Annotated in this window: 10 protein-coding genes; all 10 read left to right on the top strand. The window is 68.3% G+C overall.

The window, feature by feature from the left end; genetic code table 11:
- Positions 1-125: 125 nt before the first annotated feature.
- A complete protein-coding gene (locus tag ACQHI0_RS21890; protein ID WP_427909250.1) occupies positions 126-1271 on the top strand; it encodes an MFS transporter in 1146 nt (381 codons plus the stop codon).
- Positions 1272-1608: 337 nt separating this feature from the next.
- On the top strand, positions 1609-3063 hold the full coding sequence (locus ACQHI0_RS21885; RefSeq protein WP_427909249.1) for a nitrate/nitrite transporter: 1455 nt from the start codon (positions 1609-1611) through the stop codon (positions 3061-3063).
- Positions 3064-3092: 29 nt separating this feature from the next.
- Positions 3093-5642, top strand: a complete 2550-nt coding sequence (gene nirB, locus ACQHI0_RS21880; RefSeq protein WP_427903709.1) for a nitrite reductase large subunit NirB — start codon at positions 3093-3095, stop codon at positions 5640-5642.
- A gap of 63 nt (positions 5643-5705) precedes the next feature.
- Positions 5706-6086, top strand: a complete 381-nt coding sequence (gene nirD / locus ACQHI0_RS21875) for a nitrite reductase small subunit NirD (protein ID WP_427903708.1) — start codon at positions 5706-5708, stop codon at positions 6084-6086.
- Complete coding sequence (locus ACQHI0_RS21870; RefSeq protein WP_427903707.1) at positions 6083-7327, top strand: uroporphyrinogen-III synthase; 1245 nt, start codon at positions 6083-6085, stop codon at positions 7325-7327. The genes nirD and ACQHI0_RS21870 overlap by 4 nt, the downstream gene beginning before the upstream one ends.
- Entirely contained in the window at positions 7324-8058 is a 735-nt protein-coding gene (locus ACQHI0_RS21865) for a sirohydrochlorin chelatase (protein ID WP_427903706.1), read from the top strand. Before ACQHI0_RS21870 ends, ACQHI0_RS21865 begins: the two co-directional genes overlap by 4 nt.
- An 80-nt stretch (positions 8059-8138) precedes the next feature.
- A complete protein-coding gene (locus ACQHI0_RS21860; protein WP_427903705.1) occupies positions 8139-8837 on the top strand; it encodes a hypothetical protein in 699 nt (232 codons plus the stop codon).
- A gap of 175 nt (positions 8838-9012) precedes the next feature.
- Positions 9013-9141 carry a hypothetical protein gene (locus tag ACQHI0_RS21855; protein ID WP_427903704.1) on the top strand — a complete coding sequence of 43 codons (129 nt, stop codon included), beginning with the start codon at positions 9013-9015 and terminating at the stop codon, positions 9139-9141.
- A 57-nt stretch (positions 9142-9198) separates the two neighbouring features.
- Positions 9199-13278, top strand: a complete 4080-nt coding sequence (locus ACQHI0_RS21850) for an amino acid adenylation domain-containing protein (protein ID WP_427903703.1) — start codon at positions 9199-9201, stop codon at positions 13276-13278.
- Complete coding sequence (locus tag ACQHI0_RS21845) at positions 13275-13952, top strand: DUF6875 domain-containing protein (protein WP_427903702.1); 678 nt, start codon at positions 13275-13277, stop codon at positions 13950-13952. The genes ACQHI0_RS21850 and ACQHI0_RS21845 overlap by 4 nt, the downstream gene beginning before the upstream one ends.
- Positions 13953-13996: the final 44 nt, after the last annotated feature.

Genomic DNA, 13996 nt, shown 5'->3' with positions numbered 1-13996 from the left:
CAGTCAGCCCGTCCCCGGTGAGTTACCCAGGTGCTCCCGAGATCAGCGCGGCCGAGGTCGACGCTCCGGAGATCACTCGGCGGTCTTTGATCGAAGGCCGCCTTCTCGTGTTGACGGCCATCATCATGTCGGCGCTGACCTTGCGCGCCGCTGTCACCGCATTCAGTCCGCTTGCCGAGAAGATCGGCGCCGAGGTCGGGTACGGGACGGGGATCGTCGGGGTGTTCGGCATGTTGCCGACCGCGATGTTCGGTCTCGCCGGACTCATCGCGCCGCTGTTCGTGCGCCGGTTCGGGCTCGAGCGGACCGTGTTCGTGGCGATGTTGCTGGCCGGCGCCGGGTCGCTGGTGCGCGTGTTCGCCACCGGGACCGGTGCGTTGCTGGCGTTCTCCGGGGTCGCGCTGCTCGGCATGGGCATCGGCAATGTGGTGATTCCCCCGCTGGTGAAGCGGTATTTCGGTGATCATCTGGCCGCGATCAGCTCGCTCTATATCGTGATGGTGCAGCTCAGTACCGTTATTCCGGCGTTCATCGCGGTGCCGGTGGCCGAGGCGCACGGCTGGCGGATCTCGATGGGCGTGTGGGCCTTGGTCGGTTTCGCCGCCGCGATCCCGTGGTTCGTGGTGCTGCGCGATCGGCGTGGCCGCGACACGGTCGACACCACCGGACTGCCCGCCGAGGCGCCGGAGACCGGCAAAGTCTGGCGTTCACCGGTGGCCTGGGGGATGGCGGGCATGTTCGGCATGACCTCGCTGACCACCTACGCGATGTTCGCCTGGCTGCCCAAGATCCTGTCCGACGCGGGCGCGAGCGCCGGTTTCGGCGGCAGCATGGTCGGCCTGTTCGCGCTGATCGGCCTGATCCCGGCGCTGGGCGCGCCCACCGTCGTCTCGCGGATGCGCAACCCGTTCCCCGTCGTCGTCGGCTGCATGGTGCTGTTCGCGACCGCTTTCATCGGCTTGCTGGTGGCGCCGATGCAGGCCCCGCTGCTGTGGGTCGTGCTGCTTGGTCTCGGCCCGTCGACCTTCCCGATGGCGCTGACGCTGATCAACCTGCGCACCCGCACCCCCCAGGGTTCGGCGGCACTGTCCGGCTTCACGCAGGGCGTCGGCTACGCGATCGCCTGCACGGGCCCGCTGCTGTTCGGCATGCTGCACACGTGGACCGGCGGCTGGCTCGTCCCGTTCGCCATGCTCTTCGTCGCCCTCGGTGTCCTGCTCGCGGGTGCCTGGCAAGCGTGCAAGCCGCGCATGCTCGAGGATTCTTGGTAACTGACGACTGATTTCGCCAGTACATCGGTAACTCACCGGGAACGGGCTGACGCGACGAAATTCTCACCGTCGGACGCCTGCCGAAGTGCGGCGCGCGTGACTCTGGCCTAAAGTCGCTGAGAGGAGGCGCAGCTCACACCCTCACGGGTGAATATCCCGATTTCTTGCTGCTTCCTTACGCGCGGAAATCGTTGCGACACATGCTGGAAACAAAAGGGCTGATCTCACCTCGCTGACCGGAGGGAGGTGAGAAACCGTTGATTCAAGCGACATTTCCCGCAGCATTTCGGCAATACCCATTTCCTACCGTTGGGCCATCGCACTTTTGGGAGGCCCAATCTTGAGCACGCTGAAGCGGAACCACGACATCGACAACTGGGATGCCGAGGACGTCGCGGCCTGGGAAGCCGGTGGCAAGGACGTCGCCAAGCGCAATCTGATCTGGTCGGTGATCGCCGAGCACATCGGATTCTCGGTGTGGTCGATCTGGTCGGTGATGGTGCTGTTCATGCCCACCGACAAGTACGGCATCGACGCGGCGGGCAAGTTCTTCCTCGTCGCCATGCCCACCCTGGTCGGCGCGTTCCTTCGCATTCCCTACACCGTCGCCACCGCCCGCTTCGGCGGTCGCAACTGGACGATCTTCTCCGCGTTCCTGCTGCTCGTCCCGCTGATGCTGACGCTGTACTTCGTCAACCAGCCCGGCACTTCCTACACCACGTTCCTGATCGTGGCCGCGTTCGCCGGCTTCGGTGGCGGCAACTTCGCGTCCTCGATGACCAACATCAACGCCTTCTACCCGCAGCGCCTCAAGGGCTGGGCGCTTGGCATGAACGCCGGTGGCGGCAACATCGGTGTCCCGGTGATCCAGCTGCTGGGCCTGCTGGTGCTGGTCACCCTCGGCGGCGACTACGCCTCGGTGATCTGCGCGGTCTACCTGGTCCTGGTCGGTGTCACCGCCGTCGGCGCCGCGTTCTACATGGACAACCTGACCAACCAGCAGGCCGACCTGTCCTACATGGTCAAGGCCCTGCGGGTGCCGCAGTCCTGGGCGATCGCCTTCCTCTACATCGGCACCTTCGGTTCATTCATCGGTTACAGCTTCGCCTTCGCCCAGATCTTGCAGATCAGCTTCAAGGCCGGTGGCGACACCGCCGCGCAGGCCGCCATCCACGCCGCGTCGATCGCCTTCATCGGCCCACTGCTCGGTTCGCTGGCCCGCCCCTACGGCGGCAAGATGGCCGACCGGATCGGTGGCAGCAGGGTCACCATCGCCACCTTCGGCGCCATGATGCTCGCGGCCCTGCTCGTCGTCACCGCCTCGACGATGGCCGACGGAAACTCCGGCGTTGCGACCGGCGCCACCATGACCATGCTGGTCGCGGGCTTCATCGCCCTGTTCGTCCTGTCCGGTTTCGGCAACGGTGCCGTCACCAAGATCATCCCGTCGGTGTTCGAGGCCAAGTCCAAGAGCCTGCCGGTCTCGCGGGTCGAGCAGGCGGCCTGGTCGCAGAACACCTCCGGTGCGCTGATCGGCTTCGTCGGCGCCATCGGCGCCCTCGGCGGCGTCGGCATCAACATGGTGTTGCGCAGTTCCTACGCCAGCACCGCTTCGGCCACCTCCGCGTTCTGGGTGTTCCTCGCCTTCTACGTGGTCTGCGCCGCCGTTACCTGGACGGTCTTCCTGCGCCGTCCCCGTCTCACCTCCGACTCCGCTGTGGTGGTCGAGGCCGAGCACATGGTCCTCGAGGCCGAAACCAACGCTTCGTCGGCCAATTCGTCGGCTCGCTGACAACCGACCACTACAAGGAGGTCACTCTCATGAACAGCACTCGTAAAACAGCGGTCGTGGTCGGCCACGGCATGGTCGGACACCGTTTCGTCGAAGCCCTTCGCTCGCGCGACGAGGCAGGCCAGTGGCAGGTCATCATCCTGTCGGAGGAGAAGCTGCCCGCCTACGACCGCGTCGGCCTGTCCTACTACGTCGGCAACTGGAACGCCGACGACCTGGCCCTGCCCGGCAACATGTACGACGGCGACGACCTGGTCGACCTGCGGCTGGGCCAGCGTGGCGAGTCCATCGACCTCGAAGCCAAGACAGTCACCAGCACCAACGGTGACGTCATCGCCTACGACGCGCTGGTCATGGCCACCGGTTCCTACCCGTTCGTGCCGCCGGTGCCCGGCCACGACCTGCCCGAGTGCTTCGTCTACCGCACCATCGAGGATCTCGACGGCATCCGCGCCGCCGCCGAAGCGGCCGGTCCCGGCGCGCACGGTGTGGTCGTCGGCGGCGGTCTGCTCGGGCTCGAAGCGGCCAACGCGCTGCGCTTGCTCGGCATGACCCCGCACGTCATCGAGTACAACGGCCGCCTGATGCCCGCCCAGGTCGACGCCGGTGGTGGCGCGATCCTGGAGAAGCTCGTCACCGATATCGGTCTGAATGTGCACACCGGGGTCGGCACCGCCAAGATTGTCTCGATCGAGGAGGAGGGCGCCGACAAGGTCACCGTGCACCTGTCCGACGAGGCCGAGATCAAGGCCTCGCTGGTGGTGTTCTCCGCCGGTGTCCGCCCGCAGGACGCCCTCGCCAAGGCCTCGGGCCTCGAGATCGGCGCCCGCGGCGGCATCCTCACCGACCTCACCCTGCAGACCTCCGACCCGAGCGTCTACGCGATCGGTGAGTGCGCCGCGATCGAGGGCGTCTGCTACGGCCTGGTCGCACCCGGTTACACCACCGCCGAGATCGTCGCCGACCGCCTGCTCGGCGGTGCGGGCGAGTTCCCCGGTGCCGATATGTCCACCAAGCTGAAGCTGATGGGCGTCGACGTGGCGTCCTTCGGTGACGCGCACGGCACCACCGAAGGCGCCCTCGAGGTCGTGCTCCACGACGCGGCCAAGGGCACCTACGCCAAGCTGGTCGTCTCCGACGACGCCCAGACCCTGCTCGGCGGCATCCTGGTCGGCGACGCCAGCCAGTACGCGGCCCTTCGCCCGCTGGTCGGGCGCCCGCTGCCCGCCGACGCCGCCGCGCTGATCTCCCCGGCAGGCGCCGAACTGGGTGCCGACGCGCTGCCCGACGACGCCCAGATCTGCTCCTGCAACAACGTCAGCAAGGGCGACATCTGCGGCGCGATCGCCGAGGGCGCCTGCGATATCCCGGCCGTCAAGAGCTGCACCAACGCGGGTACCTCCTGCGGTGGCTGTGTGCCGATGATCAAGAAGCTGCTCGAGCAGTCCGGCGTGGCGGTGTCGAAGTCGCTGTGTGAGCACTTCTCGCAGTCGCGCGCCGAGCTGTACGACGTGGTCGCCGTCACCGGCATCCGCACCTTCTCCGAACTGATCGCCAAGCACGGCAAGGGCTCGGGCTGCGATATCTGCAAGCCGACCGTCGCCTCGATCCTGGCGTCGACCTCGAGCGAGCACATCCTCGAGGGCGAGCAGGCAGCGCTGCAGGACACCAACGACCACTTCCTGGCCAACCTGCAGAAGAACGGCACCTACTCGGTCGTCCCGCGGATGCCCGGTGGTGAGGTGACCGCCGACCAGCTGATCGTGATCGGCGAGGTCGCCAAGGAGTTCGGCCTCTACGTCAAGGTCACCGGTGGTCAGCGCATCGACCTGTTCGGCGCCCGCGTGGAGCAGCTGCCGCTGATCTGGAAGCGCCTGGTCGACGTCGGCATGGAGTCCGGCCACGCCTACGGCAAGTCGCTGCGCACCGTGAAGAGCTGCGTCGGTTCCACCTGGTGCCGCTACGGCCAGCAGGACTCGGTCGGCATGGCCGTGTTGCTGGAAAAGCGCTACCGTGGTCTTCGTTCGCCGCACAAGATCAAGCTGGCCGTGTCGGGTTGCGCGCGCGAGTGCGCCGAGGCCCGCGGCAAGGACGTCGGCGTGATCGCCACCGAGCACGGCTGGAACCTCTACGTCGGCGGCAACGGCGGCCTGACCCCCAAGCACGCGGTGCTGCTGGCCGGTGAGCTCGACGACGAGACCCTGATCAGCTACATCGACCGCTACCTGATGTTCTACATCCGCACCGCCGACCGTCTGCAGCGCACCGCGCCGTGGCAGGAGGCCCTCGAGGGTGGCTTCGACTACCTCAAGGCGGTTGTCTGTGACGACAGCCTCGGCATCGCCGGTGACCTCGAGGCCGCCATGGCCAAGCACGTCGAGGGCTACAAGGACGAGTGGGCGGCGGTCCTCGAGGACGAGAACAAGCTCTCGCGCTTCGTCTCCTTCGTCAATGCCCCTGACGAAGCCGATCCGACGATTTCGTTCGACGACAGCGGCGAACGCAAGGTACCAGTGCTCCTCGGCCTTCCGGGCATGCCCGTCAGTGTTGGTTCGGACACAGCACCAGTCGGGAAATAAGCACTTAACGCTGCGGAAACAGGGCGCCTGTACCAATAGGTAAGGCGTTCGGAGGAGGAACCGATGACCGTTATCGACACACCCACCATCACCACTGAGACTGCGACCTGGACCCAGGCCTGCCGACTCGATTTCCTGATCCCGGGGCGCGGCGTAGCTGTCCTGCTGAAGGGCGGCCGTCAGGCGGCTCTGTTCCTACTCACCGACGGCACGCTGGCCGCCGTCGGCAATATCGATCCGTTCGGGCGGGCCGCGGTGATGTCGCGCGGCATCATCGGTGACCGTGGCGGCATTCCCGTCGTCGCTTCGCCGCTGCTCAAGCAGGCTTTCTCGCTGATCGACGGTCGTTGTCTCGACGACGAGTCCAAGTCCCTGCCGGTCTACGCGGTCCAACTCGACGGCGGCGTCGTCGCGGTCTCGAACGAACCGGTGCCGACCCCATGACCTCTCCCACCGACAGTGGCCCCTGCCTTGCCGGCTTCACCATCGGCGTCACCGCGGCTCGCCGCGCTGAGGAATTCAGTACGTTGCTCACCCGCAAGGGCGCGACCGTCGCGTCCGCCCCTGCGATCCGCATCATCCCGCTGGCCGATGACACCGAGCTCGAGCGGGTCACCGAACTGCTGATCGCCGATCCGCCACAGATCACCGTCGCCACCACCGGCATCGGTTTCCGCGGCTGGATGGAAGCGGCCGAAGGCTGGGGTCTGGCCGAGGTCCTGCGCGACACCCTCGCCTCGACCCGGATGCTGGCCCGTGGCCCCAAGGCCAAGGGCGCGATCCGCGCCGCCGAACTGCGCGAGGAATGGTCGCCTGCCTCGGAGTCCTCGGCCGAAGTGCTCGATCACCTGCTCGCCGAGGGCGTCGAAGGCGTCCGCATCGCGGTGCAGCTGCACGGCGCGACCACCGAATGGGAGCCGGTTCCCGACTTCTGCGAGGTGCTGCGCTGCGCGGGCGCCGACGTGGTTCCGGTGCCGGTGTACCGGTGGGAACCGCCGGCCGACCGTGGGCCGATGGACACGATGATCGAGTCGATCATCTCCGGCAGTCTGGACTGCGTCACCTTCACCAGCGCGCCCGCCGTGGCGTCACTGTTGATGCGCGCCAAGGAAACCGGGCTGCTGGAGTCGGTGCTGCACGCGTTCCGCGGCCGGGTGCTCGCTGCCTGTGTCGGGCCGATCACCGCGGCACCGCTGGAAGAGCTCGGCGTGCCGACGACGATGCCGGGCCGTGCCCGCCTGGGTGCGCTGGCTCGCCATGTGGCAGAAGAACTTCCGCGTCGCGCCAGCCGGATCTACGCGGCCGGGCATCTGGTCAGCGTGCGTGGTGGCTGTGTGGTCGTCGACGGTGAGGTGCGTCAGCTGGCGCCCGCGCCGATGGCGTTGATGCGGTCGCTGGCTCGCCAGCCGGGACGGGTCGTCTCGCGGGAGGATCTGCTCGCGGCACTGCCCGGTGGTGGTGACGACACCCATGCGGTGGAGACCGCGATCGCGCGACTGCGGGCCGGGCTCGGGACTCCCAAGGCTATTCAGACTGTGGTGAAGCGTGGGTACCGGTTGGCCCTGGATGCGGCTGACTGCTCCGATACGCCCGCGGTGCGTCCGGCTGTGCAGCCGCCGCACCCCGCGGGGATCGGGACGCCCGCGCGGTCGCCTCGGCCTGCCCAAGCGATCGGGGTGTGGTGAGCGCCGGGGTGCCGGGTGATCCGGCGCTGGTGCTCGTCGCGCACGGGACCCGCAGTGCGCGTGGGGTGGAGATGATCGCGGCGCTCGCCGATGCGGTGGCTGCCGAACTCGGGGTTTCGGTGTCCACGGCGCCGAACGCTTCGCTGCGGACTGCGTTTGTCGATGTGCTCGGGCCTTCGCCTTCTGAGGTGCTGCGGGATCTCGATGGGCCCGCTGTTGTTGTTCCGGCGTTTCTCGCTTCGGGTTATCACGTGTATCAGGATGTTCCGCGTGAGATTGCCGAGAGTGGGCACTGCGCTGTTGCCGTGACCGAGGCGATGGGGCCGGATCCGGCGTTGACGCGGGTGATGGCGATGCGGTTGCGGGCTGCCGGGTGGATGCCTGGGGACGCGGTTGTCTTCGCTGCTGCCGGGTCTTCGGATTCGCGTGCGCGGCAGGATGTTCGGCGGGCTGCGGGGATGCTGGCCGAGCAGCTGGGGGCGCCGGTCCGGATCGCGTATGTGGCTACGGGGACGCCTCGGGTGCCTGAAGTTGTTGCGTCGCTGCGTGAGTCGGGCGCGGAACGGGTGTACATCGCGTCTTATCTGTTGGCGCACGGTCTCTTTCACCAGCGGTTGCATGACGCTGGAGCCGATGGTGTGGCCGAGCCGATCGGTGTCCATCCGGGGGTTGTCCGGTTGATCGTCGATCGGTATCGCAGTGCGGCTCGGGAGCTGGTCGGCGTTCGCTGACGCCGATCGTCCACAGTCGGCCGGTGTCGGCGGCTGCCGCTAGAGTTGGCCCGACTTCACAACAAGGGGGGCACAGCTCGATGTCAGATTCGGCCGCAGGCCAGGGCTATCCATCCCAGGATGACGGGCTGACGGCGTATCCGGACGCGCCGGGCCAGCCCATCCCGCAGCCGCCGTTCGGTCCGGTGCCGGGTGCGGCGGGATCGCCGCCGTCCTATGGACCGGGCGCTCCGTATCCCGTGCCGGGTGGTGTGTATCCGCCGGTGGATGTCGCGCCGCGGGTTGTTCCGCAGAGTGTGCAGATCGCGTTCTATGTGATGCTGGCGGGGGCGGTGGTCACGGTGCTCAGCATGGCGTACTCGCTCACGCTGCTCGACAAGACGCGCAGTGACGCGCTCGACGCTTCGGGTGGGGTGTTGCGGGGGGAAAGCCTCGATCTTCTCGTGTACGCGAGCGTGGGTGGGGCCATGGTGAGTGCGGTGGTGACGGCCGGGTTGTGGGTGTGGATGGCGTTCGTCTGCCGGGCGGGGAAGAACTGGGGGCGGATCACGGGGACGGTGTTCTTCGGGATCAACGCGCTGTTCTATGTCATCGGCACGGTGATGGCGTTCGTCACCTCGACGGTGGGGATCGCGTTGGTGTTCAGCACCGTCACCGTGGCCATCGGACTCGCCGCGGTGATCCTGCTGTGGAACAGCATGTCCTCGCCCTTCTTCGCACCTCCGGCGCCGCGGGGCTACCAGCCCTACCCGGGTTATCCGCCAATCGCGCCGTACTGAAGTTCGCGCGGTAGACGCTCGGGGGCCGAGAGCGAGAGGCCGTCGTCGGCGGGGAGTGGGGTGTCGACGAATTGAGCCTGGCCGCCTGCCCCGAACTCGTGGTGCTCACCGATGAGCAGATCACCGAACTCGCCGAGCAGGACCCGTTCTGGGCGAATTGTTCGAGACGAAACACATGTCCCACCGCGAGTTCGTCGTCGACGATTCGGCACTGCGGACCACCTTCGGGCTCACCGCGTCGAAGCTGGACGAGGTGCTCGCCGTTGACGCGGCCGCGCGGGTATCCGTGCCCGACGCCGGGTAGATGCCGTAGGTTTGCCGGAGAACCAGTCAACGGTTGCTCCGAATCCCGGGAGGCCCGGTGCGGCAAGGTGAGGGTGGTATCGGCGCGGTAGCTGCCGTGATGGCGGCCGATGTTGCGCCGATTCCCTTGTCCGCCGGGCAATTACGCTGGTGGGTAGCTCACCAGCTCGCGCCCGAGGTGCCTGCCACCATCGCGCTGTATCTGGATCTGCGTGGGCCACTGGATATCGTGCGTCTGCGCACCGCAATGTGTTCGGCGGCAGCGCGACTGCAGTCACCACAGGTGCGCATCCGCCTCGTCGACGGCACGCCACACCAATACCTCGACCCGACCGTCTTCGGCGAACTCACCGAAATCGACCTGACCAGCGCGAGTGATGCGGTGGACGAAGCGCTGTCGCGAATGGAGACAGATCGCCGGGCTCGGCTTGACCTGTGCGCGGACGCGATCACTGTCGCGGTGTTGTATCGGGTAAGCCACGAGCGGTGTCTTCTCTACCTGCGCAGTCATCACCTGGTGCTCGATGGCGTCGGCGCGGTGGCGCTGCTGCGGCTCGCGGCCGGAAACTACTCGCAGGGCGCTGATGTCGATCCGGGCGACGTGTTGTCGATCGGGCAGCTGGTCGATGTGGATCGGGCCTATCGCAATTCCCCCCGCGCAGTGGCGGATCGGGAATTCTGGGCGAAAGAGGTGGCGGGACTGCCTGATCCGGTGGGCCTCGCCGGTATCGCCGCCCCCGCGTCGGCAAGCCCGCATCGGGTATCGGCCTGCCTCGACGAGCGCGCCGCGGACCTGCTGGCCTCCGCGCGACAGCGCTATTCGGCCAGCTTCCCGGAACTGACCGCCGCTGCCTTCGCCGCTTTCCTGGCGAGAATGTCGAGCTCGGACGAGGTCGTCCTCTCCTTGCCGGTGGCCGCCCGGCCCACCGCGGCCCTGCGTCGCTCGGCGGGATCGGTGTCCAATGTCGTGCCCTTGCGTCTGCGCGGCCTCGACACGACAACGGTCGAAGGCCTGATCGACCAGGTGCGAATGCGGGTGATCGGTGCCCTGCGCCACCAGTCCTACCGCTACGAGGACATCCAACGCGACCGGGGTGAAACCCACGTGGCGCGAGGCGGATTCGGCCCGGTGATCAATCTCCTCGGTTTCACCGCGCCGTTGACCCTCGGCCCGGTCACCGGCCACGCCCACCTCCTGAGCCTCGGCCCCGTCGAAGACCTTCTAGTGAACGGCTACCAACTCGGCCCCGACAACACCACCGCCACCATCGACTTCCAAGCCAACCCCGCCCGCTACGCCCCCGCCACCCTCGCCTGGTACCACCGCCTGTTCCTGAACTGGTTCGCCACCTTCCTCGCCGCCGACCCCACCCACCCCATTCGCGCTCTGACCCCGGAATCTGTGCGACCTGCGGAGGCCGCTGAGGTCGCCATCGCTGATACCGCCTGGACAACAACAACTTCGACGTTGGGTGAGCTGTTCAGCCGGTTCGACGAGGCGGACAGCGTCGCGGTGATCGATGGTGGCAGATCGATGAGTTATCGGGAACTCGCCGAATCGGCGGCGCGGTGGGCGAGGTTGCTCATCGCGGGGGGAGCCGCGCCCGGAAGCCCGGTGCTGACCGCGCTTCCGAGGTCGCTCGAATCCGTGCTGGCCGTGCGGGCCATCGCGGCGGCCGGTGCGTGCCTGACGCCGATCGACGTGGCCGATCCCATCGAGCGGGTCGCCCGGATCATCGAGGGATCCGGCGCGAGGCTCGGGTTGACGACGCGGGCCGCGAAGCCGGTCGGCGCATTCACCGGGGTCATGTGGCTGATGCTGGACGACGCGGAAACCCTGGCGCGCGTCGCCGATCAGTCGTCGGCCCCGATCACCGACGCCGAACGCGGCGGCCGGCTGATCGCGACCCACCCCGCGTACTTGATCCACACTTCGGGCACCACCGGTGTACCCAAAGGTGTCGCGGTCACGCACCGCGGCCTCGCCCCGCTGACCGGTCACCTACTCGACCGGTACCGCACCGCACCGGATTCGACAGTGCTGCACGCACATTCACCAGCGTTCGACGCGCATCTGCTCGAGCTCCTCGCCGCGTTCGCGGCGGGTGCGCGCCTGGTGGTCGCGCCGCCGGCGGTCGTCGCGGGCGCGGATCTGTCCGCGCTGATCACCGAGCATCGAGTCACCCACCTCCTCACCACGCCCGCGGTGTTGGCGACCCTGCGCCCCGACGAGGTGCCGAGTCTGGCGGTGGTGGTCGTCGGTGGCGAGGCCTGCCCACCGGAACTGGTCGCCACCTGGGCACCCCGCGTCCGTCTGCACAACGGCTACGGCCCGACCGAAGCCACGGTGATGGCCACCCAGTCGGCGCCGCTGGTGGCGGGGGAGCCTGTGACCATCGGCGCCGCGCTACCGGAAGTTGCCGCGCTGCTGTTGGATTCACGCCTGCGACCTGCCCCGCCCGGTGCCCGCGCCGAGCTGTTCCTCGGCGGCCCCGGGGTGGCGCAGGGCTACATCAATGATCCCGCGAGCACCGCGGCACGGTTCGTGGCCGACCCGCGAGGTGATGGCGAACGTGTCTACCGCACCGGCGATCTCGTCGGTCCCCGCGCCGACAACGGCTACGAGTTCCTCGGCCGCATCGACACCCAACTCACCGTCCGCGGCCGCCGCATCGAACCGGCCGAGGTGGAAAAGGCCTTACTCGCCGACCCCGCCATCGCGCACGCGGCCGTCGATATCGCCGACGCGGGCACCCCCGCGGCCCGCCTCATCGGCTACGTCGTCCCCACTCGCGACAGAGACCGCCCCGCACCGGACCGCGTTCCCACGCCGACCGCCGCACCCACCACCCCGTTCGACAGCGCCGCCACCCTCGCCCGCCTGCGCGCGATCCTCCCCGCGGCCTTGGTCCCGGCCGTCTTGATCACCCTCGAGCACCTCCCGCTGACGGTCAACGGAAAACTGGATCGTGCCGCACTTCCCGCTCCACCCGTCGCCGCCTATCGCGCCCCGGTGACCACCCTCGAGCATCAGATCGCCACCACCTTCGCCGCCGCCTGTCACCTCGACACGGTCGGCGCGGATGACGACTTCTTCGCCATCGGCGGCAATTCCCTCACTGGCGTGAGTGTTTCGGCGGAACTGGCCCACTCGACGAACACCCCGATCACGGTCCGCTGGCTCTACACCGCGCCGACAGTCGCCGCGCTCGCCCACCGGATCGAGACGTACCGCACCGATGCCGACCCGGGCGCCGCCGCCCTCGCCACCGTGCTGCCGCTGCGCACCGGTGGGACCCGGCCGCCCCTGTTCTGCGTCCATTCCGCAGTCCCGCTCGCCTGGTGCTACACCGGTCTTGCCCGTCATATCACCGATCGCCCCGTCTACGGACTGCAAGCACCGACCCTGTCGGCGGCCCCGGCCGCGCAACCCCGCGATGCCGGGGACACGTTCGCCGGGTCCGGTAAAGCACTGTCCGACAACACATCCACCGATCCAGCGCCCGCACTGACCGTCGACTACCTCGCCGACACCTATGCCACCGAGATCACCCGCCTGCAACCCGACGGCCCCATCCACCTCCTCGGCTGGTCCCTCGGCGGCCAACTCGCCCACGCCACCGCCGTCCGCCTGCGAGCGCACGGCCGCGATGTCGCTACCCTCGCCATGCTCGACAGCGTCGTCATCCCCGACCACGCCGACCCACCGCCGCGTCCCCGCATGCGCGACCTCCTCACCCACCTTCTCGGCGACGAACCCGACGGCGCCGACAGCCTCCCCGACCTCTCGGCCCACCAGGCCGCCGCCGAATTGGCCGCCGCCGGCGCGTCTCTCGGCACCGGACTCACCGCCGAGCAACTGACGAATCTGCACCAGGCCTACGCCGACGGAGTCCGCCTTTCGCACGGCTACCGCCCCGACCTCTTCGACGGCGACCTCCTCTACTTCTGCGCCACCCGGGGGATGACCGCCTTCCTCGACGCCCAGATGTGGCGCCCCGTCGTGACCGGACGCCTCATCGAACACCCCGTTCACACCACCCACGCCCAACTCACCAACGCCGACGTCGTCGCCCACATCGGACCGATCCTCGACCGTCACCTGCGCAAGGCCGAAACCGTCACGGCCACAACATGATTACCCTGCGCTCGTCGAGCGGCCGACGCACCGACGCGACCTGGTGGTGCGTCTACGACGACCCCGCCCGCTGGGCCGCCGAACACCCCCGAACCGCGCCACTGCTCGACTGGTTCGCCGACACCCTGATGCGCCACGACCCCGCGCAAGGACGGCCGGGCCCGGTCTGTCCCTTCGTCAATCCCGCTGCCGCACAACACACGTTGTGGATCGCCGAACCGGCCGCCACCGTGGCGATCACCCAGGCCGTCGACGACGCCTTCGATCTCTACCGCACCCTCGACCGCGTCTCGGCGGTGCTCACCGTCTTCCCCGACCTCGAGGACACCACCCGCATCGATGCCGCCCACGCCGCGCGCAAGAGCGACATCGTCCGCGCGGGCGCCATGCTCGGCCAGTTCTACCCCGGCTGCCCGGTCGCGGGCCTGTGGAACCGCGACTACCGCCCGCTGCACGCCCCACTGCCGATGCTGGTGATCCGCCCGATGATGAACACCGATTTCCCGTTCCTCGTCGGCACCCCGGAATGGCTCGCGGCCTACCTCGCCCGGCACGCCCCCGGACTCCCGCGCAAACTGCGCGCCACGATTGCGGAGCGGATGCACGTCCCCGACGCGGGACCCGCCTCGGTCACCGACCTGCGCGCGCATTTTCCGGATGAACACGCACAATAGGGACACGGACCGGCCAATGCCGGACAATAGCGGGATCATGCGGC

Source organism: Nocardia sp. FBN12, from assembly GCF_050320175.1.
Taxonomy (GTDB): Bacteria; Actinomycetota; Actinomycetes; order Mycobacteriales; family Mycobacteriaceae; genus Nocardia.
This window is presented reverse-complemented; position numbering and strand designations above follow the sequence as displayed.